Source organism: Bradyrhizobium sp. BWC-3-1 (assembly GCF_032917965.1).
GTDB lineage: Bacteria > Pseudomonadota > Alphaproteobacteria > Rhizobiales > Xanthobacteraceae > Bradyrhizobium > Bradyrhizobium canariense_D.
In genome coordinates this window covers 5,377,247-5,402,483 of sequence record NZ_CP136625.1, presented here as the reverse complement: position 1 = coordinate 5,402,483, position 25,237 = coordinate 5,377,247, and the positions used below count along the sequence as shown (strand labels likewise).

Here is a 25,237-nt window from a genome sequence, read left to right as displayed (position 1 = left end):
CTTAGGCGGAACTTGGAACCCGGCTTCGGCGTTCTTTGCCAGATTTCGCCTTACGACTGAGACGGGCCGCTGACCGCGCGTCCCATCTCGGGGCCGGAGCGCACTGTCGGCGATGGAGCTTCACGGGGGTTCAATGATCAATTCATCAAGCCGGGCGCAAACCAGCGATCCCGGAGAGTTGCCTAGGATTTCGACCGGCAGTGACGGTCTCGACGATATCCTCTACGGCGGGCTCGATCCCAATCGCATGTACCTCTACGAGGGCCGGCCCGGCTCGGGCAAGACCACGATGGCGCTGCAATTCCTTCTCGAGGGCGCCCGTTGCGGTGAACGCGTGCTCTATATCTCCTTGTCGGAGACCAAGCGTGAGCTGACGCTGGTTGCACAGCGGCACGGCTGGTCGCTGGAAGGGGTCGACATCTTCGAACTGGTGCCGCCCGAGACGACGCTCGATCCGGAGCGCGAGCTCACCGTCTTTCACCCCGCCGAAATGGAGCTGAGCGAAACCACGGGCCTGATATTCAAGGAGGTCGAACGGATCAATCCCGCGCGCGTGGTGCTGGACAGCCTGTCCGAGCTCCGCCTCCTTGCGCAGAACCCGCTGCGGTACCGGCGCCAGGTTCTGGCCCTGAAGCACTTTTTCACCAACCGCAACTGCACGGTCATCCTCCTCGACGATCTCTCGTCCTCCCAGGACGACCTGCAACTCCATTCGATCGCGCATGGCGTCGTGATGCTCGAACAGCTCGCCATTGATTATGGGGCAGAGCGCCGGCGGCTTCGCGTGATTAAGATGCGCGGCATTCGATTTCGCGGCGGTTTCCACGATTTCACGATCGAAGCGGGAGGGGTGCGGATATTCCCCCGTCTGGTGGCGGCGGAACATCACACCTCGTTTATCGGTGAATTGACGCCCAGCGGCAATGCACAACTCGACCAGCTCCTGGGAGGAGGGCTCGAGCGCGGCACCAGTGCGCTGCTCTTGGGCGCCGCCGGTGTCGGCAAGTCGTCTCTCGCGCTGACCTATGCGATCGCGGCGGCAGATCGCGGTGAGCATGCGGTGTTCTTTGCCTTCGATGAAGGTCGCGGTACAGTGGAGGCCCGGGCTCGAACGCTGGGCCTGCCGCTTGAAAGCCATCTGCAATCGGGACTCATCCGATTTAAACAGATCGATCCCGCCGAAATGTCCCCCGGCGAATTCGCCGCCAATGTGCGCAACAGCGTCGAAAAGGACAACGCCCGAATTGTTGTCATCGACAGTCTGAACGGCTACCTCAACGCAATGCCGGATGAGCGATTTCTCATCCTCCAGATGCACGAGCTCCTGAGCTATCTCGGGCAGAAAGGCGTGCTGACCGTCCTGATCCTCGCTCAGCACGGGCTGGTCGGTCCGATGGAAACGGCTCTCGATATCAGCTATTTGAGCGATGCCGTGCTCATGCTGCGCTATTTCGAGGTCGGCGGAACGGTGCGGCGCGCCCTCTCGGTCGTGAAGAAGCGCAGCGGCAATCATGAAAATTCCATCCGCGAGTTTCGTCTTGGCAGTGCCGGCATTACGGTCGGTCCTCCGCTGACCGGATTCAGCGGCATCTTTTCCGGGAATCCGCGTTACTCGGGCACGGAGATACCGGAGGGGCTGTCGGAATGAGCGCCGACCGCGATCATTGCGTCCTCGTGTTTGCTCCGATTGGCCGCGATGGACCGGCATCGGTCGAGCTTCTCCGCAGTTCGAATCTCGTGGCAATCAATTGTCGAGGTCTGCCTGAACTGGTCAACGAGATGTCGGCTGGCGTGGGCGCGGTGCTTCTCGCCGAGGAGGGCTTGTTCGGAAAGGATACCCAGCCGCTGGCACATTGGATCGAGCGGCAGCCGCCCTGGTCCGACCTGCCCTTTGTCATTCTTACCAGCCACCGGGAGCAGCCGGCGGTGGTTGCCTGGCGCCGCAGCATCGTCGATACACTCCGCAACGTTTCGCTGCTCGAGCGCCCGGTTCAGCCGATCACGCTGACGAGCGCAATTCAATCCGCAATGCGGGCCCGCCGGCGGCAATATGAGATTCGGACCTTGCTGCAGGCGCGCGAGCGGACGGCCCAGGAGCTCGAGAAGCTCGTGGTCGAGCGCACCCGTGCCCTCGAGGAGGCCAACAAGCATCTGCGGGCCGAAATGGAAGAGCGCGCCCGCGTCGAGGAGACCCTTCGTCAGGCCCAGAAGATCGAGGCCATTGGGCAATTGACCGGCGGAGTAGCTCACGATTTCAATAATCTGCTGATGGTGATCTCCGGTGGATTGGACATGCTCGACCGACAGACCGATCCTGATCGGCGGCGTCGGCTGTTGGAAGGAATGGTTCAGGCGGCGCAGCGTGGTGCGGGCCTGACCAGGCAGCTTCTGGCTTTTTCACGGCGGCAGAAGCTCCGGCCCGAGGCCGTCGACATCCCCGCGCAGATCGGCGGCATGCGCGAATTGCTCGATCGGAGCCTGAGAGGCGACGTTCACGTCGAGTTCGATTTTCCGGAGGGGCTTTGGCCGGTTGAGGTCGATCCGGGAGAGCTCGAACTGGTCATTCTCAATCTGGCGGTCAACGCCCGCGATGCGATGCCGAACGGCGGTACGATCGTTGTCCGTGGCGAGAACCTGGCCGGCCTGAACGAGAACGAGATCGCGGGCGATTACGTTCGCCTATCCGTGGTCGACAGGGGTGTTGGAATGAGCCCCGAGATCCTGGCGCGGGTCTTCGAACCGTTCTTCACGACCAAGGATGTGGGGAAAGGCTCGGGCCTGGGGCTTGCTCAGGTCCACGGATTTGCGACGCAATCACGCGGGATGGTTCGAATAAAATCGATCGTCGACGAGGGCACCAGCATCGAGCTCTATTTGCCGCGATCCAGGAATATCCCTTCGGGTGAACGGCACCTCATCGACCTGAACAGGGCTCGGCCCAAGAAGGCCAATCAGGGCCGAATCCTCCTCGTCGAAGACGACGACGAGGTCGCCGCGCTCGTCAGCGAGATGCTTGCGCAGCTCGGTTACCAGGTCACGCGCGCGGCCAGCGCTGCGGCGGCTCTCGGTGCCCTAGCGGACGGCCGCTCCGTCGATCTGGTGTTTTCCGATATCATGATGCCGGGCGGCATGAACGGTGTCGAACTCGCGCGCGAGATCAGAAGAAGGCGAAGCGACATTCCGGTCCTGCTGACGAGCGGATACGCCGAAGCCGCGGTTCACGACGCCGAGCAGGCTGGGATCCGGATCCTGTCGAAACCCTACCACATCGACGAGCTCGCCGCAGCGCTCGGCGCTGCAAAATCGGACTTTGCGATAGCCACAGGAGCGGGGTTGGCGACGACTCGGGGCTGACCAAGCGCGCAACAATCACTGCCCGGGTTTATGGCTCGAGGGGCACCCTGCGCAATTGCGCGCTCGGGCCGGTCGACGCCCGTCGCTGAGCGGCGCGTGCACATGCGATCGCATTTCGGTTGCGACGACACGCGTTCGTTCTCTGCGAATATCTATCTCCGCCGCTACGTCTGGGCTATGAGGACTGCAGAAATCGGCCCGCTAATGAAGCCACTTTTGGCCGTTCTTTTAGCCGATTTCAGCCAAACTGTTATTGGTTTCTCATTGCCGGGGCAGGGATCTTCAATTTGGAGCCCTGCAATGTTCAAGGCAGTTCTTTCTGCGTGTCTCTTGGTTGCCCTCAGCTCCGTCGCTTCCGAAGCACGGACTTATCGCATTCATCAAGTACCTGAATGCAACGTCACGATGCCCTGCGACTTCTCATATGCGCAACCGCGCCGTGAGCGGACTTCCCGGTCCCCACTGAATCCCAGGTCCTCGCTACAAGCCTATCGCGCGACGCAATTGACAGTGACCGACGCGGGCGGCGCCCCGACGACGAGCATCTCCAGCGCCCGCATCGTCGGCAGTCGTCCGGCAGGGTGTCCTTCCTCCTTCTGCGGCTGCGGCGCGGCTCTGCGCGTGTTCGGCCGTATCGTGCCGGAATTGAATCTTGCGGCCAATTGGCTGCGCTTCCCGCGGACATCACCCGCACCGGGAATGGTCGCAGCGCGACGTGGACATGTATTCGTCCTCGAGCAGCATTTGGAAGGGGACACCTGGATGGCGTACGACGCCAACTCGGGCGGACACGCGACGCGAATGCATGCGCGTTCATTGCGTGGCTATACGATCGTCAACCCGCGCGGGGGGTCCCTCGCCTGAGCGGCCAGCCGACATAATTGCGACGCATGAACATCCGCAAGGCGTCTGTTGACGGTTACGGCAGGTTCGCCTTGCTGATTTTCGATCTGCGACGGCTGGTCGCGCTTTATTTCAGGTACGTCTTCCGCAATCGAGCGGCACCCCGAACCCGGACGACCCGCCTCGTGTCGGGCGGATCGGTGACGCCGCATTTTACGGCGTCACCGGCACCATCAGATACTAAGCCATCGCCGCTTGCGGCTTCGGCTTCGGTTGTCGCGACAGCGTCAGCACGATCAGCGAGGCGAACACGCAGAGCGCGCCGGCGATGAAGAAGGCGGGCAGGTAGCTCTGATAGACCGTCCGCGAGAGACCGGCGCCGAAGGCAGCGGTGCCCGCGCCGAGCTGGTGGCCTGCAAAGATCCAGCCGAACACCAGATTGGCGCGCTCAGGTCCGAATTTCTGCGCGGTCAGGCGCACCGTGGGCGGCACAGTTGCAATCCAGTCGAGCCCGTAGAACATCGCGAAGATCGAGAGCCCATAGAACGAGAAATCGCTGAAGGGGAGGAAGATCAGCGAGAGCCCGCGCAGGCCGTAATACCAGAACAGCAAATAGCGGTTGTCGTAGCGGTCCGAAAGCCATCCCGACATGATGGTGCCGAAGAAGTCGAAGATGCCCATTGCAGCCAGCAAGCCCGCGGCCTGCACCTGCGGGATGCCGAAATCGAGGCACATCGGAATCAGATGCACCTGCACGAGGCCGTTTGTGGATGCGCCGCAGACGAAGAACGTCGCAAACAGGACCCAGAACGCGCTGCTCTTCGAGGCCTCGCGCAGCGTGCCGAGTGCGACGCCGGTGATCGAGCCATGGCTGATGGGCGGCGCTGGCAGGGGTGTGGTGCCTTCGTCGCCGAACGGGCGCAGGCCCAAATCGCTCGGACGGTCGCGCATCGCGAGCAGGACCGCGAGGGCGGAAACACCAAGTGCGATGCAGACGAAGCCGAGCGCAAGCCGCCAGCCGAAGCGTTCGGTGAGGCTTGCCAGCAGCGGCAGGAACACGAGCTGACCGGTGGCGACGCTCGCGGTCATGATGCCGACGACGAGGCCGCGCCGCGCCGCGAACCAGCGCGTCGCGATGGTAGCGCCCAGCACCAGCGCGGTCATGCCGGTGCCGATCCCGATCACGACGCCCCACAGCGCGACGAGCTGCCAGACCTCCGTCATGCCGAGCGAGAGCACCAGCGCCGAGACCACGATGAGCTGCGCGGTCAGCGTGACATTTCGCAGGCCGTAGCGGTTGAGCAGGGCCGCCGCGAACGGCGCCATCAGCCCGAACAGGATGAAGCGAATCGACAACGCCGACGAGATCTCCGCCGTGCTCCAGCCGAATTCCTTCTGAAGCGGAACAATGAAAACGCCGGGCGCGCCGACCGTGCCGGCGCTGATCAGCGCGGTGAGGAAGGTCACGCCGACCATCACCCAGCCGTAGTGGATATTGCGGCGGCCGAGTGTTGCCGCGAGCCAGTTCGAGATCATTGGGCCTCAATCTTGATGGGCAGGCGAGAGCCTGCGCAAGTTTTCAGAATGGCACGGGACGCGTCTGTCGGAAATGACGGAGTTCCCTCATTTCCGGACGTTCTCGTCAGTGCGTCAGGCGCTCTACCGCGATCGCAGTAGCTTCGCCGCCGCCGATGCAGAGCGCGGCGACGCCACGCTTGAGGTTTCGCGCCTCGAGCGCATGCAGCAGCGTCACGATCAGCCGTGCGCCGGTGGCGCCGATGGGATGGCCGAGCGCGCAGGCGCCGCCGTTGATGTTGAGCTTGTCGCGGGGAATGCCGAGATCGCGCTGGGCCGCCATCGCCACCACGGCGAAGGCTTCGTTGATCTCGAACAGATCGACATCGCCGGCATTCCAGCCGACTTTGTCCAAGAGCTTGCGGATCGCCGGGATCGGGGCCGTAGTGAACCATTGCGGCTCCTGGCTGTGGGTGGTGTGGCCTTTGATCACGGCGAGAGCCGGCAGGCCGCTGCGATCGGCGAGCGAGCGCTTCGTCAGAACCAGCGCAGCGGCGCCGTCGGCGTTGGCGGAGGAGGCCGCCGGCGTGATGGTGCCGTTGGCGCGGAACGCCGGCTTCAGCCCGGGGATCTTTGCGGGATCGACCTTGAGCGGATGTTCGTCATTGGCGACGATGCGGGGGCCGGCCTTCTCACTCAGCGTGATCGGCGCGATCTCGGCCTTGAACGCACCGCCCTCGACCGCCTTGCGTGCGCGGCTGAGCGTTTCCATCGCAAAGGCGTCCTGGTCCTTGCGGGTGAACTGATAGGCTTCTGCGGTGGCCTCGCCGAAATCGCCCATGGAGCGGCCGGTCTCGTAGGCGTCTTCGAGGCCGTCCATCATCATATGGTCGATGATGCGATCATGGCCGGCGCGATAGCCGCCACGCGCCTTGGCGAGCAGATACGGCGCGTTGCTCATGCTTTCCATGCCGCCGGAGACGACGATCTCGGCCGAGCCGGCGCAAATGATGTCGTGCGCCAGCATGGTCGCTTTCATGCCGGAGCCGCAGACCTTGTTGACAGTAGTCGCGCCGGTGGCATCGGGTAGGCCGGCGGCCCGCGCCGCCTGGCGCGCGGGGGCCTGGCCCTGGCCGGCGGGAAGGACGCAGCCCATGAAAACCTCGTCGATTTTCTCCGGCGCAAGCTTGGCACGCTCCAGTGCCGCGCCGATCACGTGCGATCCGAGCTTGTGCGCGGCCAGCGGCGAAAGCTCGCCCATGAAGCGGCCGAGCGGTGTCCGGACGGCGGAGACGATGACGACGGGATCGGCGGCTTCGGCCATGGGTGAGACTCCGTGAGATGCCAACTATGTAGGATTACGGTCATCATATGATGCGGCGCAAAAAATGCAACTGCGCGGGGCATGAGAAATTGTCGTAGGTCGGATGAGATTTGCTCGTTCGATCGGACGAGGTGGAGAGCGCCTACCGCTTCCGATTCACAAACGCGCCCATCAGCCGCGTCGGCTCGTCCGTCAGGAACGACTCGCCGAAGACTTTGACGCTCAAATTTACCGACTCGGTCAGCGGCAGCTCCTCCCATTGCCGCAGCAATGCCTTCTGCGACCGCAGCGCCTCGGGGCCGCATTCGAGCAGGGCCTTCACGAGGTGCTCGACCTCGGCATCGAGCCCACCCTCCGGCGCGACCTTGTCGACCAACCCCCAGGCCAGCGCCGTCGGCGCGTCGATGTTCTCAGCGGTCATCACCAGCCAGCGCGCGCGGGCCCACCCGATCAGGCGCGGCAGCAGCGCGGCATGGATCACCGAGGGAATGCCGACCCGCACCTCCGGCATGCCGAAATGCGCATCACGGGCGGCGATCCGGAAATCGCAGGCCGCGGCGACTTCGAGCCCGCCGCCGAGGCACCAGCCGGGCATGCGCGCGATCATAGGGGCCGGGAAGGCGCGCACGGCCTCGCAGAGGTCGCGCAGGCGGCTGATGAAGGCCTCGGCGGACTTCTGGTCGAGCTTGGCCATCTCCTTGATGTCGGCGCCGCCGATCATGCTCTTCTCGCTCTGGCCGCGCAGCACCACGACCCGGATGCTGCGGTCGGACGAGAGCTGCTGCAGGCCTTCGCGCACCGCATCGGTGACGGGCGAGCTCAAAATGTTCAGCGAGCCGGCATTGCAGATCGCGACATGAACGACGCCGCGCGCATCGCGCGTCACCCCGCAGTGGTTGTTGAGCATTTCCATGAGAGGATCTCTGAGCTTCGTAGACGTGCGAATACGCCGGTCAGGTCACACTTCCGGGCCGAAACGCATTGCTTGTCAAGCCGGCGGGGAGGGAGTTGCCAGCGCTAAGTCCGCAGCATAGTATGATGAAAATCATACAAAAGAGGCCGCGATGACCGACATCGATCAACTCGACCTGTTTTCGCCTGCGGGCCGGCGCGAGCGGGTGGTTGAATGGCAGGTGCCTGCGCCGGTTGCGAAAGTGGCGATGGGCCTGTCAGGCATGGATGCGATGCTGGGCATCCGCGACGGAAGGCTGCCGCCGCCACCCTTTGCCAAGCTGATCGGCTTCATCATGGCCGTGGTCGAGCCGGGCCGGATCGTCATGGAACTCGAGCCGCGCGAGGATCTCGAAAACACCATAGGCCTCCTGCACGGGGCCACAGCCGCCGCGCTGCTCGACACCGCCATGGGGTGTGCGATCTCGACCCGGCTGGAGCCCGGGCAGGGCTCCGTCACCCTCGATCTGAAAATGACCTTCCTGCGTCCGCTCTCGGTCCGGTCCGGGTTGATCTCCGCCGAAGGCAAGGTGATCAAGCTGGGACGCCAGGCCAGCTACGCCGAGGGATTTGTCCGCGACGGTAAGGGGGCGCTTGCGGTGCACGCAACGGCGACCTTTTCCATGATCGGCAACAATTTTACCGGGAATTAATGCGCCGTCCGGCCGATATCCGTGTTATTAGATGACCCCCGACATCCAATGAGATCCGCATGCGCTATTCCCGGGAACACAAGCAGGAAACCCACGACCGCATCGTGAAGAAGGCTTCCGTGCGGCTGCGCGAAAAGGGCGCCCACGGCATCGGTGTCGCCGACCTCATGAAGGAAGCGGGCCTGACCCATGGCGGCTTCTACGCCCATTTCGATTCCCGCGAGGCGCTGGTGATCGAGGCGTTTGGCTACGCTATGGATCGCTCGATGGAGCACTGGCGCAAGCAATCCGATCAGGTCACGCCGGAGAAGCAGCTCAGTCAGATCGTTGAGACCTATCTCTCCGCGGTGCATCGCGACAACCCCGGTCACGGCTGCTCGATCCCCGCGCTCGGCGCCGAGATCGCCCGAGAGAGCCCGAAGACGCGAAAGGCCTTTGCCGGCAAGCTCGACGAGATGATCGAGATGATCACGGACTTCATCCCGAATCTGCCGCGCAAGGCCGCGCGCAAGCAGGCGATCGCGACGCTGGCGACCATGGCCGGCACCATGTTGCTCGCGCGCATTGCCGGCTCAAGCGAGCTGTCGGATGAGGTGCTGAAGACGGGCAAGGACAGCGCGCTGGACGGCGCGCGGCGTGAGCCGAAGGCTGCGGCGGCGAAAAAGGCGAAGCAGAGCTAGGCTTCAGAGCCCCGCAAACAACGCCCGCTCGCGCTCCACAATCTCGGAAATATAATCCGCCACCGCGCGGATGCGTGCGAGGTCCTTGCTGTCAGCGTGCATCAGCATCCAGAAGGTGCGGGTGATCGAGACCTCTTCCGCCAGCACCGCAATCAGCTGCGGATAGTCGGCCGCCATGAAGTGTGGCAGCACGGCGATACCGAAGCCGGCGAGCGTGGCGTTGAGTTGCGCGATTAGATTGGCGCTGCGCAAGCGTGCGGAGATCTTCGGCGACACCTGCGGCAGATAGTCGAGCTCGGGCGTGAACAAGAGCTCCTCGATATAGCCGACAAAGCGATGCTGCGGCAGCACCTCGCGCGAGGTGATTTTCGGGAAGCGTTCGAGATAGGCGGGCGCGGCATAAAGTCCGAGGCGGTAGTCGAGCAGTTTGCGGCCGACGATGCGGCCTTCCTTCGGCATGGTCAGGCTGATGGCGATATCGGCCTCGCGCTTGGAGAGGCTGAACAGCCGCGCGGTGGCCACCAGTTGCAGGTCGAGATCGGGATACCGGTCGGCGAACTGAGCGAGCCGGGGCGCCAGGAAGGCGGTGCCAAATCCGTCTGGCGCGCCGATCCGCACCGTGCCGGTCAGCCGCGCCACGGAGCCACCGACCTGCTCCTGGTTGGCGACGATGGTCGATTCCATCGCTTCCGCGCTGTCGGCGACGCGCTGGCCGGCCTCTGTCAGCAGGTAGCCGGTCTTGCGCCGGTCAAACAGCTTGGCCGAGAGGTGCTTCTCCAGCCGGTCGACGCGGCGGATCACGGTGGCATGGTCGACGCCGAGCTGTTTTGCCGCAGCCGAAACCGAGCCGCCCCGCACGATGGACAGCACGAAGCGGAAGTCGTCCCAGTCGATAGCGCCTTGATCCAGCATTTTCGCACATCTATGGTGCATTATCTCAGACTTGAATCCTATAAAATGCAGGTCGATAGGATTTGTCAAAGCGTTCAAGCTCGCCTCAAGGAGACCATTCCATGCGTTCAGTCGGACATTTCATTGGTGGCAAGGAGGTCAAGGGCACCTCGGGCCGCACCGCCGACGTTTTCGAGCCGATGACCGGTGACGTTCAGGCCAAGGTGGCGCTGGCGTCCAAGGCCGAGGTTCGCGCCGCCGTGGAAAACGCCCGCGCCGCGCAGCCGGAATGGGCCGCGACCAACCCGCAGCGCCGCGCTCGCGTCATGATGAAGTTCGTCGAGCTGGTGCAGCGCGACTACGACAAGCTGGCCGAACTGCTTGCCCGCGAGCATGGCAAGACCGTTCCTGACGCCAAGGGTGACATCCAGCGCGGCCTCGAGGTCGCGGAGTTCGCCTGCGGCATTCCGCATCTGATGAAGGGCGAGTACACCGAAGGCGCCGGCCCCGGCATCGACATCTATTCGATGCGCCAGGCGCTCGGCGTCGTCGCCGGCATCACGCCGTTCAATTTCCCGGCGATGATTCCGATGTGGAAGTTCGCTCCTGCGATTGCCTGCGGCAACGCCTTCATCCTGAAGCCGTCGGAGCGCGATCCCGGCGTGCCGATGATGCTTGCCGAACTGATGATCGAGGCGGGCCTGCCGTCCGGCATCCTCAATGTCGTCAACGGCGACAAGGAAGCGGTCGACGCCATCCTCGACGATCCCGACATCAAGGCCGTCGGCTTCGTCGGCTCCACCCCGATCGCGCAATACATCTACGAGCGCGCCGCCCAGACCGGCAAGCGCTGCCAATGTTTTGGCGGCGCCAAGAACCACGCCATCATCATGCCGGATGCCGACATGGACCAGGCAGTCGACGCACTGATCGGCGCCGGCTACGGTTCGGCCGGCGAACGCTGCATGGCCGTGTCAGTCGCGGTTCCGGTCGGCAAGGCCACTGCCGACCGCCTGATGGAAAAGCTGGTCCCGCGCGTCGAGAGTCTCAAGATCGGCACCTCGATCGATCCCTCCGCCGATTACGGTCCGCTGGTGACGCGCGAGGCGGTCGAGAAGGTCAAGGGCTATATCGACATCGGCATCAAGGAAGGCGCGACGCTCGCCGTCGACGGCCGCGGCTTCAAGATGCAGGGCTACGAGAACGGCTTCTATCTCGGCGGTTCGCTGTTCGACAACGTCACCAAGGACATGCGGATCTACAAGGAAGAGATTTTTGGCCCCGTGCTCTCGGTCGTGCGCGCGCACGATTACAAGGAAGCGCTGGCGCTGCCGTCGGAGCATGATTACGGCAACGGCGTTGCGATCTTCACCCGCGACGGCGACGCCGCGCGCGACTTCGCGGCCAAGGTCAATGTCGGCATGGTCGGGATCAACGTGCCGATCCCGGTGCCGATTGCGTATTACACCTTCGGCGGCTGGAAGAAGTCGGGCTTCGGCGATCTCAACCAGCACGGCCCGGATTCGGTCCGCTTCTACACCAAGACCAAGACGGTGACCTCGCGCTGGCCGTCCGGCGTCAAGGAAGGCGCGGAGTTCTCGATCCCGCTGATGAAGTAACCGTCGTTGGAGCGAAGCTAACAGATGCAGTTCGCTCTGAACGAGGATCAGATCGCGGTTCGCGACATGGCGTTGGCGTTTGCGGCGGAAAAGATCGCGCCGCACGCGCTGCGCTGGGACGAGGAGAAGCATTTTCCCGTCGAGGTGATGCGCGAGGCCGCCACGCTCGGCATGGGCGGCATCTACATCCGCGAGGATGTGGGTGGCTCCGCCATGACACGGTTCGACGCGGCGCTGATCTTCGAAGCGCTGGCGACGGGCTGTCCGACCACCTCGGCCTTCATCTCCATCCACAATATGGCGTCGTGGATGATCGATGCCTACGGCAGCGACACCCAGCGCCACAAATGGCTGCCCAAGCTCTGCACCATGGAGCTGATCGCGAGCTACTGCCTGACCGAGCCCGGCGCCGGCTCGGACGCGGCAGCGCTCCGCACCCGTGCCGTGCGCGACGGCGATCATTACGTTCTCAACGGCCAGAAGCAGTTCATCTCCGGCGCCGGCGGGACCGATCTCCTGGTCGCGATGGTGCGCACCGGCGGCGATGGCCCCGGCGGCATCTCGACGCTGGTCATCGACGGCAACACGCCGGGCGTCTCGTTCGGCGCCAACGAGCGCAAGATGGGCTGGAACGCGCAGCCGACCCGCGCCGTGATCTTCGAGAACGCCCGCGTGCCGGTCGCCAACCGGCTGAGCGAGGAGGGCGTCGGTTTCAAGATCGCGATGGCAGGCCTCGACGGCGGGCGTCTCAACATCACAGCGTGCTCACTAGGCGGCGCGCAGACCGCGCTCGACAAGGCGCGTTCCTACATGAAAGAGCGCAAGGCTTTTGGAAAACGCCTCGACGAATTCCAGGCATTGCAGTTCCGTCTCGCCGACATGGCGATCGAGCTCGAGGCCGCGCGTACGTTCCTGTGGCGCGCAGCGGCGGCGCTAGACCGCAAGGATCCCGACGCCACGATGCTCTGCGCGATGGCCAAACGCTTTGGCACCGATGCCGGCTTCGAGGTCGCCAACCAGGCGCTTCAGCTGCACGGCGGCTACGGCTATCTCAGCGAATACGGCATCGAGAAGATCGTGCGCGATTTGCGCGTGCACCAGATTCTCGAAGGCACCAACGAAATCATGCGGCTGATCGTGGCGCGCAAATTGATCGAGGGCGCCCGATGAGTGGAGCGGAGGAAGGCGATCTGGTCGCATGGGTCGAAGGCTCGGCCGGATTTATCAGGCTCAACCGCCCCAAGGCGATCAATGCCGTGACGCTGGAGATGTTTCGCGACATCGACAAGGCGCTCGACCGTTTTGAGGCCGATCCCGCCGTTGCCGTGATCGTGCTGGAAGGTGCCGGCGAGCGTGGCTTGTGTGCCGGCGGCGACATCCGTGCGCTCTGGGAAAGTTCGAAGGTCAATGGTGACCTCGGCAAGATCCTGTGGCGGGAAGAGTACATCCTCAACGCCCGGATCAAGAAATTCCCGAAACCTTATGTCGCCTTCATGGACGGCATTGTGATGGGCGGCGGCGTCGGACTCTCGGCGCATGCGAGCCATCGAATCGTGACTGACCGTACGAGGCTTGCGATGCCCGAGGTCGGGCTCGGTTTCTTTCCCGACGTCGGCGGCACTTGGCTGTTGTCACGCTCGCCGGGCGAGATCGGCACTTATTTCGGCCTGACCGGCCAGACCATGAACGGCCCCGATGCGATCCATGCCAGGTTTGCCGACGCGGTGGTATCGGCGGCCAAATGGCCCGAGTTGCGCGACGCGCTGACCAAAGTTCGCCAGGGCGTCACCGCGGCCGATGTCAGCAAGCTCATCAACGGTTTTGCGACCGGGGAGATCGCGGGGCCGGTCGCCGCAAAGGAGCCGGCGATCGACGCACTGTTCGGCTTCGACCGCATGCAAGACATTTTTGCCGCGCTCAAGCGCGACGGTTCCGAGTTCGCGCTGGCGACGTTGAAGGCGCTCAACGAAAAATCGCCGCGCGGCATGGTGGTGACGCTCAAGCTGCTGCGGCTCGCGCGCACCGCGTCGAGCCTGGAAGAATGCCTGGTGCGCGAATATCGGGCTGCGCTGGAAGTCTTCCGCAGCGACGACTTTCGCGAAGGCGTGCGCGCCGCCGTGATCGACAAGGACCGCAATCCGACCTGGTCGCCGTCGCGAATCGAGGACGTCACGCCGGACATGCTTGCGCACTATCTCGCCGAGATCGGCGCCGACGAATTGAAGTTCAACTAACAACGTCTTTCAAGCGGAGGAAACCAAGATGGCCACGATCGCATTCATCGGTCTCGGCAACATGGGCGGCCCCATGGCCGCCAATCTGGTCAAGGCCGGCCACAAGGTCGTCGCTTTCGACCTCGCCGAGGCCTCCCGCAACCAGGCCAAGGCCGACGGTGCCGGCATCGCAGAGAGCGCTGCGGGCGCCGTGAAAGGTGCCGATGTGGTCGTCACCATGCTGCCGGCCGGCAAGCATGTGCTCGGCGTGTGGGGCGAGGTCGTTCCCGCGATGACCAAGGGCGCGTTGATCATCGACTCCTCCACCATAGACGTCGAGAGCGCGCGGCAGGCGCATGCGCTCGCGGCCAAGCACGGCGTGCTTTCGGTCGACGCGCCGGTGTCCGGCGGCACCGGCGGAGCCAAGGGTGCGACGCTCACCTTCATGTGCGGCGGCGAGGACAACGCGTTTGCAGCGGCAAAGCCCGTGCTGGAGAACATGGGCAAGAAGATCGTGCATTGCGGCGGTGCCGGCGCGGGCCAGGCGGCAAAAATCTGCAACAACATGATCCTCGGCATTTCCATGATCGCCGTGAGTGAGGCGTTCGCGCTGGCCGAGAAGCTCGGGCTCTCGCACCAGGCGCTGTTCGACGTTGCCTCGACCTCGTCGGGCCAGTGCTGGTCGCTGACGACCTATTGTCCGGTGCCCGGGCCGGTGCCGACCTCGCCCGCCAACAACGACTACAAGCCGGGCTTTGCCTCGGCACTGATGGTGAAGGATCTGACACTGGCGCAGGACGCCGCCAAGGCCGCCGGCGCGGCGACGCCGCTCGGCAAGCATGCGCAGGAAATCTATCAGGCCTTTGACGCAGCCGGCCAGGGCGGGGTGGATTTTTCCGGAATTATCGAGCACGTTAGGGGGCTGGCCGGGAAAGCCTAATGACGACATTTCAGGAAGCGCGCGCGTTTCTGCTTCACAACCGCACGGACTATGAGACAGCGGTCAAGGGCTTCCGCTGGCCGGATCCGATTCCCTTCAACTGGGCGCTCGACTGGTTCGATGCCGAGCTAGCGGCGAATGCGGACAGCAAGGATCGTCCTGCGCTCTGGATCGTCGATGCCGCGCAGGATCGGCAGACCAAGCTCTCGTTCGGGGCGTTGTCGCGCCGCTCCAACCAGGTCGCCAACTTCCTCCGCGCGCAAGGCTTGAAGCGCGGCGATCATCTCCTGCTGCTGCTCGGCAATGTCGTTCCGCTGTGGGAGACGATGCTGGCCGCGATCAAGCTCGGCGTCGTCGTGATTCCCGCGACGACGCTGCTCACCGCCGACGAGCTGCGCGACCGGCTCGATCGCGGCAAGGCAAAGGCGGTGGTGGCCGCGCAGGACCAGGTTGCGAAGTTCGCAAGTCTTGGCGCCGATAATATCGTCCGCATCGTCGTGGGCGAGGCCTCCGATGGCTGGCTTTCCTATGATGACGCCGCAAGGGCGTCGGAGAGCTTTGCAGCCGACGGCCCGACCAACGCTGACGACCCGATGCTGCTCTATTTCACCTCGGGCACCACGGCAAAGCCGAAGCTGGTGCGGCACAGCCAGCGCAGTTATCCCGTCGGCCATCTCTCGACCATGTATTGGATCGGGTTGAAGCCCGGCGACGTCCATCTCAACATCTCCTCGCCCGGTTGGGCCAAGCACGCCTGGAGCTGTTTCTTTGCGCCGTGGAATGCGGGCGCGACCGTCTTTGTGGTCAACCAGCCGCGCTTCGACGCCAAGGGGCTGCTTGCCACCATTGGCCGCTGCGGCGTCACCACGCTGTGCGCGCCGCCGACGGTGTGGCGGCTGTTCATCCAGGAGAATCTTGCGTCGTTCAAGGTGGCCTTGCGCGAGGTCTGCGGCGCCGGCGAGCCCCTCAATCCTGAAGTGATCGAGCAGGTGCAGGCCGCCTGGGGCCTCACCATCCGCGACGGGTACGGCCAGACCGAAACCACGGCGCTGGCCGGCAACTCGCCGGGGCAAAAGATCAAGGTCGGCTCGATGGGCCGGCCGCTGCCGGGCTATCGCGTGCAGGTCAGCGACGCCGATGGTCATCCGGCCAAAGAGGGCGAGGTGGCTCTAGTGCTCGGCGAAAACCGCCCCGCCGGCCTGATGCAGGGCTATCAGGGCGACGACGGTGGGCTGTCCGGCGCCGAAGGCGAGCTTTATCGCAGCGGTGACGTCGTGTTCGAGGATGACGATGGCTATCTCACTTTCGTCGGCCGCTCCGACGACGTATTCAAATCCTCCGACTATCGCATCAGCCCGTTCGAACTCGAGAGCGTGTTGCTCGAGCACGAGCTCGTCGCGGAAGCTGCCGTGGTGCCGAGCCCGGACCCGATCCGGCTCGCGATCCCCAAGGCCTATGTGCTGCTGACATCCGGTGCGGAGCGTTCGCCGGAGACGGCGCTCTCCATCTTCAGGCATCTGCACACGCGCCTTGCACCGTTCAAGCGCATCCGGCGCCTCGAGATCGTCACGGAGCTGCCGAAGACGATCTCGGGAAAGATCCGCCGCGTTCAGCTGAGACGGCTGGAGCGTGACGACGACCGCAATGATGCCCTGCGCGGCCGGGAATTCCGCGAAGAGGACTTTCCGGAGCTGCCGAAAACACGGAGTGAGACCTAAGTGAACGAAGTCTGGAAGAAGCCGCCGATTTCCTTGGACGCCTATCAGGCCATGGTTGGCAAGGAGATCGGCGTGTCGTCGTGGCACCTGGTCGATCAGCCCCGCATCGACACCTATGCCGACGTGATCGAGGATCACCAGTTCATTCACGTCGACCCGGAGCGTGCGAAGAACGAGACGGCGTTCGGCACCACCATCGCGCACGGCTTCCTGACGATGTCGCTGCTGTCGATTATGTCCTACGAGGTGATGCCCGTCATCGCGGGCACCACGATGGGGGTCAATTACGGTTTTGACAAGCTGCGTTTCATCTCGCCGGTGCGCTCGGGCAAGCGCGTTCGGGGCCGTTTCGTGCTGGCGGAAGCCAAGCTGCGCAAGCCGAATGAATTGCAGTCGCGCACCAACGTCACCGTGGAAATCGAAGGCGAGGACAAGCCCGCGCTGGTCGCGGACTGGCTCGGGTTGATCTATTTCGCCTGAGTGGGCCGTCGCTGCCGGGCTTGACCCGGCAGCCCATCGCTGCTCAAAAGTTGTCCAAATCGGTGCGCTCGAACCCTCTCCCTCGCGAGAGAGGGTGGCGAAATCGAGCGGAGCGAGATGAAGCCGGGTGAGGGGTATCTCTCCACACGCTCATCTGCCGAGACAGATCCCTCATCCGGCGCTTCGCGCCACCTTCTCCCACAAGGGGAGAAGGGAAGACAGCACAAGGAAGCACAATGGCAATCAGGTTCGACGGACGCGTCGCCATCGTCACCGGCGCGGGCAATGGTTTGGGGCGCGCGCATGCGCTGGGATTGGCAAGCCGCGGCGCGAAAGTCGTGGTCAACGATTTCGGCGGCGCGCGCGACGGCAGCGGCGGCTCGCTGTCGCCGGCGGAGACCGTTGTCGAGGAGATCCGCAAAGCGGGCGGCACCGCCATGGCCGACGGCGCCGACGTCTCGAATTTCGAGCAGGTCACCGCGATGGTCGAGCGCGCCACCAAGGAGTGGGGCAGCGTGGACCTCTTGTGTGCCAATGCCGGCATTTTGCGCGACAAGTCGTTCGGCAAGATGGAAGCGGCCGATTTCCAGAAGGTGCTCGACGTGCACCTCGTCGGCACCTTCTATTGCTGCAAGGCGGCCTGGGCCGGCATGCGCGATCGCAACTATGGCCGCATCGTCCTGACGACGTCGTCCTCCGGCCTCTACGGCAATTTCGGCCAGGCCAATTACGGAGCGGCCAAGTCCGGCATGGTCGGCCTGATGAACGTGCTGGCGGAAGAAGGCCGCAAGAGCGACATCCGCGTCAACATCATCTCGCCGACGGCAGCGACCCGCATGACGGAAGAGCTGCTGCCGCCGCAGGCGCTGCAGTTGATGAAGCCGAACGCGATCACGCCCGCGGTCGAGTACATGCTGAGCGAGGACGCGCCGACCCGCACCATCATGGGCGCCGGCGCCGGCTCGTTCGCGGTGATCAAGATCGTCGAGAGCGAAGGCATCAACCTGCCGGAGTCCGAGTGGACCCCGGATGCGGTCGCGGCGCATTTCGCCGAGATCAGCGACATGTCAAAAGCGAAGGCGCTGCAGGGAGCTTTCGAGCAGACGCAGAAATACGTGGCGCAAGCCGCTGCGCGCGCCGGGGTAAAACTCTGACAGCGGTCGCCGTCATCGGCGCCGGCCCTGCCGGTCTGATGGCGGCCGAAGTGCTCGTGCAGGGTGGTGCTCGCGTCACCGTCTACGATTCGATGCCGTCCGCTGGCCGCAAATTCCTGATGGCCGGCCGCGGCGGGCTCAATCTCACCCACAGCGAACCGCTGCCTCAGTTCATCACGCGCTACCGCGAGGCGGCGCAGAGGTTGCAGGCTGCGATCGAAGCGTTTCCGCCTGACGCGCTGCGCGCCTGGAGCGAGGCGCTGGGCGAGCCGACTTTTGTCGGCTCCAGCGGGCGTGTGTTTCCGAAGGCCTTCAAGGCCTCGCCCTTGCTGCGGGCCTGGCTGCGACGCCTCGATGCCGCCGGCGTGCACTTTGCGTTTCGCCAGCGCTGGATGGGCTGGGACGGGGACGGACGACTGGTCTTTGACCCACCCGGCGGCGGAGACGGCATCGCCGCGGACGCGATAGTGCTGGCACTCGGCGGCGCCAGCTGGCCGCGACTGGGCTCCGATGGCGGCTGGACGACGATCCTGGCCGACAAAGGCGTTGCGATCTCGCCGCTGCGGCCGGCGAACTCCGGCTTCACCGTCGCATGGTCCGAAATCTTCCGCACGCGCTTCGAGGGCCAGCCGCTCAAGGGCATCACGCTCTCCTTCGGCCCACACCGCGCCCGCGGCGAGGCCATGATCACAAGCGGCGGGATCGAGGGCGGGACGATCTATGCGTTGTCGGCCGAGCTGCGCGAGGCGATCGCAGCGAACGGCGCAGCGGTCCTGCACGTCGCGTTGCGGCCGGATGTCGATCATGGCGAACTCGTCAAGCGCCTGTCCGCCTCGCGCGGCAAGCAATCCTTCTCCAACTTCCTGCGCAAGGCTGCGCAGCTGTCGCCGGTCGCGGTCGGGCTGCTGCAGGAGGCCACCATCGGTGCTGGCCAGTCGTTGTCGGCAATATCGGCCGAGCGATTGGCGGAGCTCATCAACGCCGTGCCGGTCAAGCTCACACGCGTCGCGCCGATCGCGCGCGCGATCTCCAGCGCCGGCGGGATTTCCTTCGATGAACTCGACTCGGACTTCATGATCCGCAAACTGCCGGGCGTGTTCGCGGCCGGTGAGATGCTGGACTGGGAGGCGCCGACCGGTGGCTATTTGCTCCAGGCCTCGTTCGCGACGGGAGCTGCGGCGGGCAGGGGTGTGTTGCGACGGCTCGTCCAACTGTCGTCCTGACCATCCGCATCATGACGTCCCGGTCCGGGTTGCGAGATCCGTGAGGAGGCCGAGCACGCCGAAGCTTGCCGCCACCGCGCAGACCATCGTCCAGCCGCCAAAACTCCAGGCCAGCGATGCCGCCGCCGCGCCGATGCCACCGCCAACGAAGAACAGCGCGACGAACAGGCCGTTCATGCGACCGCGGGCCTCGGGGCGCAACAGGTTGATGGCGCGGCGGCCCAGCGTCTGATCGGTGGTGATGCCGACGTCGAGCAGGATCGTGCCGAGGCTGAGTACCAGCAGACCGGTGATCTGGGATTCAAGCACGCTCGCCCAGGCACAGAGCGCAAGCGAGCCGATGATGAGCAGATGGGCGGCAAAGAACATCGGCCGCGCCCGGCCCTTGTCGCCCCAGCGTCCCGCGATCGGTGTCGCCGCGGCGCCCGCCACACCGATCAGCGCGAAAGCCGCAATTCCCTTGGCGTCGAGGTCGAACGGCGCATCCGGCAGCCGCAGCGCGACCGCCGACCAGAACGCCGTGAAGGAGGCCATGACAAGCGAGGCGGTCCAGGCCCGCACGCGCAGCACCGGCTCTTCGCGCAGCAGTCTTGGAAAGGACAGCAGTAAGTCGGCGTAACTCGCGCGTGCCGACGGTCGAAGGGTTGGAAGGTAACGGGCGAGTGCGCCGGCAAGCAGGGCCATCAGAGCGGCCGAAACGACATAGTAGGCGCGCCAGCTCCAGAGATCGGCGATCAGGCTCGCCGCAGGTCGTGACAAGAGGATGCCGATCATCAATCCGCCCATCACCTCGCCGATGGCCTGACCGCGGCGATCCGGCGCCACCATAGATGCGACCAGCGGAACCATCATCTGGATCGCCGCGCAACAGGCGCCAAGGATGAAGGTGGCGAGCAGCAGAAGCGCAGGCGTCGGCGCGAGCGCCGTCGCGAGAGCGGCGAGGATCGCGCAGCCGAGTGTGCGGAGGATGACAAGCCTGTTCTCGACCAGATCGACAAGAGGCACGAGCAGCAGCAGGCCGAGTGCGTAGCCGAGCAAGGTCAGCGTGCTGATCAGCCCCGCCTGCCACGCCGGCATGGACATTGACCGGCCGATCAAGCCGAGCAGGATCTGTGGCGCGAACAGATTGGTGACGATGACACCGGCGGTGATCGCGCCGAGCCAGATCAGCGGCCGCTCGGCGAGCTGGTTTCGGGACGCAGGCCTGATGGTTTCGGAGACAGTCATGGGACCTCGCAGCTGTAGCGCGAGACCCTTTAAGCGGAGCGAGCAATATGCTACAATTCAAATAAGCCTATAAAGAATATGCGGGTTTGTTATGAATACCCATGACCTTGTCGCTTTCGTCGCCGTGGTCGAGACCGGATCGATCGTCGCGGCATCGGCGCGTCTCAACCTCACCCAGCCCGGCGTGACCCGGCGTATTCAGAATCTCGAGGAGATGCTGGGGGCGCAGCTACTGGATCGGCTCTCGAAGCCCCTGAAGCCGACGGCAGCGGGCCATGAAGCCTACGAGCAGGGCAGGCGTCTGCTCAGGATGCTGGAGGACCTCAAGTCCGGCGTTGCCAACGACGGAATGGTCCGCGGCGAGTTCAGGCTCGGTCTGACGCCGTTTCTCTCGGAGGCAGGCCTGACCGCACCACTCGATGCGGTGCGCGCCGAATTTCCCGCGCTGGCGGTGCGGGTGGTCTCCGGTTGGTCGCCGAACCAGCTCGAGCGTGTCTGCCGCAACGAGCTCGATGCAGCCGCGATTTGTCTCCCCGACGGTGCAGTGCCGCCCGCCGATCTGGCGGCCGACGATCTCGGCGCGCAGCCCGTCGTCTTCGTCGTCGCACGCGAGATGAAGATCCCGCGCACCGTCGACCTGGAACGGCTGTCCCAACTGTCGTGGGTGATCAACCAGGACGGCTGTGGATTTCGCGATACGCTGAAGCGAAAATTCGATGCCTCGCATCTTCCGTTCAACATCGCCGTCGAGGCGCTGGACAGTGAGCTCCGCCTGTCGCTGGTGTCGCGCGGCCTCGGCGTCGGGCTGGTCACCCCGATCGCCCTCAAGCGCAGCGCATTTCGCGACAGGCTCAAGCCGGTCGCTGCGCGCGACTTCAAACCCGCCGTGCGCGCATGGGTGGTGCATCGCGCCCCCGCCGGTCGGCTGGAGCGGCCGATCAAACTCTTTCGCGATGGATTGGTCCGGGAACTCGAGGCACTGATCGGGGGCTAGCTATCGCAGCTTCCCCCGTGCCGCCACCGGCAGCGTGCCGATGATCTCCTCGCCGCGCACCATCACCACTTCGTCCATCATGTTGACGACGACGCAGACATGATTTGGCACGACCCGCACGACGTCGCCGACGTTAGGCCGGGTGTTGCTGCGGGAGAGGTCGAGGAAGCCGTGCTCCTCGGCGAAGCGTGCGATCTTCGCTTCGGGGTGCTCCAGGATGAGGCCGTGGCCGTCGAGGCCGCCGGTGTCCGTCGTCAGAGTCTTTGAGCCGGCGTCCAGAATCCCGCGCTCAGGCGCGGCGCGGCTGACCACGGTCGAATAGATGTGCAGCGCGCAGTCGTCCCAGGTGGCGACGCCGGCCGCGACCTGCATGCGGTCGTTATAGATGTAGGTGCCGAAGCGATGCTCGGTGCCGCCCTTGAGCTTGCCGAGGTTCTTCAGGTTCGGCGTCCCGCCGGTCGAGACGATTTTTGCATCCAGCCCGTGTGCGCGCACGCCGGCCAGAGCTTCGTCATAGAATTTTTGGGCGTCCGCCCAACCAGTCTCGGTCGGATACAGCATGAAGCCGGCGAATTGCAGGCCCTTGGATGCGGCAATCTCCTGCGCCAGTGCAATCGCCTCGGCGGGCGTCTCGACGCCGGCGCGCTGGCGGCCGGTATCGCATTCGACCACGACCGATAGCGGTCGACCTGAGGCTGCGGCGGCCTTGGGCAGGCCGGCGACGACGGTCGAATTGTCAGCGGCGACCGTCATGTTGGCCTTCGCCTGCAGCGCCCCTAACCGCGCCATCTTCTCTTCGCCGAGCAGGTTGTAGCTGATCAGGATATCGTCGATGCCGGCATTGACCATGATCTCGGCTTCACCGAGCTTCTGGCACGTGATGCCCTTGGCACCGGCCGCGATCTGCATCTTCGCGATGGTGGGGTTCTTGTGCGTCTTGACGTGGGGACGGTTGGCGATCCCGGCGTCGTCGCAAGCCTTCTGAATCCGCGCGATGTTGCGCTCTACCTTGTCCATGTCGATAACGGCGCAGGGCGTGCCGTATTCGCGGGCGATCTTGGCGGCAAGGGTCGTTGTCATGGAAGTCTCTGAGTTGGCGCGCATCCCGTTTGCAAAAGCGGTGCCCACTTTTGCGGAATGCACGCTAGGCCTGTTCAATCTCTTCGCGCCGCACTTCGAGCTCCAGCCATTTGTCCTCGGCCTCGGCCAGTTCCTTTTGCGCCGTCGTCAGAGCGTCGGAGGCCTGGTCGAAGCGCTTGCGATCCTTGCGAAAGAGATCGGGGTCGTCAAGGAAGCGCTGCTGCTTGGCGATCTCGGCCTGCAGCTTGGCGATGGTCTTGGGCAGCGTCTCCAGCGCGTGTTGCTCGTTGAAGGTCAAGCGTCGTCTCGCGACGCCGGACGGCACGGCTGATCGCTGCTCTCTCGTCTCTTCGACGGCCTTCGCGGTCGCGCGCTTCACGTCGGCGCCGCGCTGGGCCAGCATGTCGGTATAGCCGCCGGCATATTCGAGCCAGCGTCCGTTGCCCTCGGGCACGATCACTGACGTCACCACGCGGTCGAGAAAATCGCGATCGTGGCTGATCAGAATCACGGTGCCCTCGTAGTCGCTGAGCATCTCCTCGAGGACGTCGAGGGTCTCCAGGTCGAGGTCGTTGGTCGGCTCGTCCAGCACCAGGAGGTTGGAGGGTTTTGCCAGCGCGCGTGCCAGCATCAGCCGGCCGCGCTCACCGCCCGACAGCACCTCCAGCGGCGTGCGCATCTGTTCCTGGGCGAACAGGAAGTCCTTCATGTAACTGACGACATGCTTCGGCTTGCCGCCAACCATGACATGGTCGCCGCGGCCGCCGGTCAGCGCCTCGGCCAGCGTCGTCTTCGGATCGAGACTTTCACGATGCTGGTCGAGCGTCGCCATCTCGATGTTGGCGCCGAGCCGTATGCTGCCGCTGTCCGGTGCGCTGCCGCCGGTCAGCATCTCGATCAGCGTGGTCTTGCCGGCGCCGTTCGGGCCGACGATGCCGATGCGATCGCCGCGCTGGACGCGGATCGAGAAGCCGTCGACGATCTTTCGCTCGCCATAGGACCGGCTGATATTCTTGGCCTCGATGACGAGCTTGCCGGACTTGTCGGCCTCGGCAGCCGCGAGGTTGGCGTTGCCCGTCGCGCCGCGATGGGTGCGGCGCTGGTCGCGCAGCGCGTGGAGATTGCCGAGTCGCTTGACGTTGCGCTTGCGGCGGCCCGAGACGCCGTAACGCAGCCAGTGCTCCTCGTTGACGATCTTGCGGTCGAGCTTGTGCTGGTCGCGCTCTTCCTCCGCGAGCACCTCGTCGCGCCAAGCCTCGAAGGCACTGAAGCCGCGGTCGATCTGCCGGATCTGGCCGCGGTCGAGCCAGGCGGTGCTGCGCGAGAGATTGCCGAGGAAGCGCCGATCGTGGCTGATGATCACCAGCGCGCAGCGGCGGCTCTCCAGTTCACTCTCCAGCCATTCGATGGTCGGAAGATCCAGATGGTTGGTCGGCTCATCCAGCAGCAGGATGTCGGGCGAGGGCGCCAGCACGCGTGCCAGCGCGGCGCGGCGCGCTTCGCCGCCGGAGACATGCGCCGGATCTTCTTCGCCGCTGAGACCGAGCTGCTCGACCAGATAGCGCGCCTGATAGTGGTCGTCGCCAGCATTGAGGCCGGCCTCGACATAAGCGAGCGTGGTGGAGAAACCGGAAAAATCCGGCTCCTGCGGCAGGTAGCGAATGGTGGCGCCGGGCTGCACGAAACGGCTGCCGGCATCCGGTTCGACCAGGCCGGCGGCGATCTTGAGCAGCGTCGATTTGCCGGAACCGTTGCGGCCGATCAGGCAGACGTGCTCGCCGGTCGAAACCGACAGTTCGACGCCCGCCAGGAGCGGCGTGCCGCCAAAGGTCAGCTTGATATCGCGCAGTTGAATCAGCGGTGGCGCCATGCGGTGTCTCAGTCCTGTCTTGTTGCGGCCTGGTCGGCGCGGCGGCGCTGAATGCGGCGGATGGTCTGGTCGAGCGTCGACAGAAACGTCGAGCGGTCGCGCGGTGAATACGATTTCGGACCGCCGGTGACTTCGCCGGCCGAGCGCAAATCGGTCATCAGGTTGCGGACCGCGAGCGTCATCCCGATCGATTCCTCGGTGAACGCCTTGCCGTTGGACGCGATCACATCGGCGCCGGCCTTCACGCAGCGGCTTGCGAGCGGAATATCCGAGGTAATGACGATGTCGCCGGGCCCGGCGCGTTCCGCGATCCAGTCATCGGCTGCGTCCATGCTGGCACCAGCGGCGATCCGCTCGATGAGTGGATCCTGGGGCACGCGGATGAAATTGCCCGCGACCACGCTCACGGGCAGGCCGTGCCTGCCGGCGACGCGATAGATCTCGTCCTTCACCGGACAGGCGTCGGCGTCGACATAGATACGGGTGGTGTTTTGAGGGTTCGTCATGG

22 protein-coding genes are annotated in these 25,237 nt (G+C 64.7%); 14 read left to right on the top strand and 8 right to left on the bottom strand.

The features are described from left to right. Positions 1-133 precede the first annotated feature (133 nt). The 3 genes from RX329_RS26390 to RX329_RS26380 all read left to right on the top strand — a co-directional run bounded on the left by RX329_RS26390 (position 134) and on the right by RX329_RS26380 (position 4,218). Positions 134-1,648 (top strand): ATPase domain-containing protein, encoded by a 1,515-nt coding sequence (locus tag RX329_RS26390; RefSeq protein ID WP_085352814.1) that lies wholly within the window; start codon positions 134-136, stop codon positions 1,646-1,648. Continuing rightward, positions 1,645-3,354 carry a response regulator gene (locus RX329_RS26385; RefSeq protein ID WP_085352815.1) on the top strand — a complete coding sequence of 570 codons (1,710 nt, stop codon included), beginning with the start codon at positions 1,645-1,647 and terminating at the stop codon, positions 3,352-3,354. The genes RX329_RS26390 and RX329_RS26385 overlap by 4 nt, the downstream gene beginning before the upstream one ends. A gap of 102 nt (positions 3,355-3,456) precedes the next feature. After that, positions 3,457-4,218 (top strand): hypothetical protein, encoded by a 762-nt coding sequence (locus tag RX329_RS26380; RefSeq protein WP_317244448.1) that lies wholly within the window; start codon positions 3,457-3,459, stop codon positions 4,216-4,218. Positions 4,219-4,437: 219 nt separating this feature from the next. Here the strand turns inward: RX329_RS26380 and RX329_RS26375 are convergent, their stop codons facing one another. The 3 genes from RX329_RS26375 to RX329_RS26365 form a co-directional block, all read right to left on the bottom strand. Continuing rightward, the gene (locus tag RX329_RS26375; protein WP_085352817.1) at positions 4,438-5,733 is read right to left on the bottom strand and encodes an MFS transporter; all 1,296 of its coding nucleotides are present in this window, start codon (positions 5,731-5,733) and stop codon (positions 4,438-4,440) included. Between the two features lie 106 nt (positions 5,734-5,839). Next, entirely contained in the window at positions 5,840-7,036 is a 1,197-nt protein-coding gene (locus tag RX329_RS26370) for an acetyl-CoA C-acyltransferase (RefSeq protein WP_085352818.1), read from the bottom strand. A gap of 142 nt (positions 7,037-7,178) precedes the next feature. Beyond that, positions 7,179-7,949, bottom strand: coding sequence for an enoyl-CoA hydratase (locus tag RX329_RS26365; RefSeq protein ID WP_018459221.1), 771 nt, complete (start codon positions 7,947-7,949; stop codon positions 7,179-7,181). A gap of 151 nt (positions 7,950-8,100) precedes the next feature. On the opposite strand from RX329_RS26365, the gene RX329_RS26360 reads away from it, so the two are divergent. Beyond that, the gene (locus tag RX329_RS26360) at positions 8,101-8,640 is read left to right on the top strand and encodes a PaaI family thioesterase (RefSeq protein WP_085352819.1); all 540 of its coding nucleotides are present in this window, start codon (positions 8,101-8,103) and stop codon (positions 8,638-8,640) included. A 59-nt stretch (positions 8,641-8,699) separates the two neighbouring features. After that, positions 8,700-9,320 carry a TetR/AcrR family transcriptional regulator gene (locus tag RX329_RS26355; RefSeq protein WP_018459219.1) on the top strand — a complete coding sequence of 207 codons (621 nt, stop codon included), beginning with the start codon at positions 8,700-8,702 and terminating at the stop codon, positions 9,318-9,320. 3 nt (positions 9,321-9,323) lie between these two features. Here the strand turns inward: RX329_RS26355 and RX329_RS26350 are convergent, their stop codons facing one another. Further along, complete coding sequence (locus RX329_RS26350; protein WP_085352820.1) at positions 9,324-10,232, bottom strand: LysR family transcriptional regulator; 909 nt, start codon at positions 10,230-10,232, stop codon at positions 9,324-9,326. A gap of 101 nt (positions 10,233-10,333) precedes the next feature. On the opposite strand from RX329_RS26350, the gene RX329_RS26345 reads away from it, so the two are divergent. The 8 genes from RX329_RS26345 (at position 10,334) to RX329_RS26310 (ending at position 19,558) form a co-directional block, all read left to right on the top strand. After that, the gene (locus RX329_RS26345; RefSeq protein WP_018459217.1) at positions 10,334-11,830 is read left to right on the top strand and encodes a CoA-acylating methylmalonate-semialdehyde dehydrogenase; all 1,497 of its coding nucleotides are present in this window, start codon (positions 10,334-10,336) and stop codon (positions 11,828-11,830) included. Positions 11,831-11,854: 24 nt separating this feature from the next. Further along, positions 11,855-13,000, top strand: a complete 1,146-nt coding sequence (locus tag RX329_RS26340; RefSeq protein WP_018459216.1) for an isobutyryl-CoA dehydrogenase — start codon at positions 11,855-11,857, stop codon at positions 12,998-13,000. Then, positions 12,997-14,064, top strand: coding sequence for an enoyl-CoA hydratase/isomerase family protein (locus RX329_RS26335; RefSeq protein WP_018459215.1), 1,068 nt, complete (start codon positions 12,997-12,999; stop codon positions 14,062-14,064). The genes RX329_RS26340 and RX329_RS26335 overlap by 4 nt, the downstream gene beginning before the upstream one ends. A 28-nt stretch (positions 14,065-14,092) precedes the next feature. After that, positions 14,093-14,983: a 3-hydroxyisobutyrate dehydrogenase gene (mmsB, locus tag RX329_RS26330; protein ID WP_085352821.1), complete on the top strand. Its 891-nt coding sequence runs from the start codon at positions 14,093-14,095 to the stop codon at positions 14,981-14,983. After that, entirely contained in the window at positions 14,983-16,701 is a 1,719-nt protein-coding gene (locus RX329_RS26325) for an AMP-binding protein (protein WP_018459213.1), read from the top strand. The genes mmsB and RX329_RS26325 overlap by 1 nt, the downstream gene beginning before the upstream one ends. Next, positions 16,702-17,181, top strand: a complete 480-nt coding sequence (locus tag RX329_RS26320; protein ID WP_018459212.1) for a MaoC family dehydratase — start codon at positions 16,702-16,704, stop codon at positions 17,179-17,181. It begins immediately after the preceding gene. Positions 17,182-17,417: 236 nt separating this feature from the next. Then, on the top strand, positions 17,418-18,335 hold the full coding sequence (locus tag RX329_RS26315) for an SDR family NAD(P)-dependent oxidoreductase (protein ID WP_018459211.1): 918 nt from the start codon (positions 17,418-17,420) through the stop codon (positions 18,333-18,335). 38 nt (positions 18,336-18,373) lie between these two features. Then, a complete protein-coding gene (locus RX329_RS26310; protein WP_018459210.1) occupies positions 18,374-19,558 on the top strand; it encodes a TIGR03862 family flavoprotein in 1,185 nt (394 codons plus the stop codon). 9 nt (positions 19,559-19,567) lie between these two features. Here the strand turns inward: RX329_RS26310 and RX329_RS26305 are convergent, their stop codons facing one another. Continuing rightward, the gene (locus RX329_RS26305) at positions 19,568-20,785 is read right to left on the bottom strand and encodes an MFS transporter (protein ID WP_018459209.1); all 1,218 of its coding nucleotides are present in this window, start codon (positions 20,783-20,785) and stop codon (positions 19,568-19,570) included. A gap of 91 nt (positions 20,786-20,876) precedes the next feature. Between RX329_RS26305 and RX329_RS26300 the strand changes: the two genes are divergently transcribed. After that, entirely contained in the window at positions 20,877-21,779 is a 903-nt protein-coding gene (locus RX329_RS26300; protein ID WP_085352823.1) for a LysR family transcriptional regulator, read from the top strand. On the opposite strand, the gene RX329_RS26295 is transcribed toward RX329_RS26300, so the two are convergent. The 3 genes from RX329_RS26295 to RX329_RS26285 all read right to left on the bottom strand — a co-directional run bounded on the left by RX329_RS26295 (position 21,780) and on the right by RX329_RS26285 (position 25,235). Further along, positions 21,780-22,859, bottom strand: a complete 1,080-nt coding sequence (locus tag RX329_RS26295) for an alanine racemase (protein ID WP_085353048.1) — start codon at positions 22,857-22,859, stop codon at positions 21,780-21,782. Positions 22,860-22,923: 64 nt separating this feature from the next. Continuing rightward, positions 22,924-24,729: an ABC-F family ATP-binding cassette domain-containing protein gene (locus RX329_RS26290; protein ID WP_317244447.1), complete on the bottom strand. Its 1,806-nt coding sequence runs from the start codon at positions 24,727-24,729 to the stop codon at positions 22,924-22,926. Between the two features lie 8 nt (positions 24,730-24,737). Beyond that, positions 24,738-25,235: a YaiI/YqxD family protein gene (locus RX329_RS26285; protein ID WP_018459205.1), complete on the bottom strand. Its 498-nt coding sequence runs from the start codon at positions 25,233-25,235 to the stop codon at positions 24,738-24,740. Between the last annotated feature and the right edge of the window lie 2 nt (positions 25,236-25,237).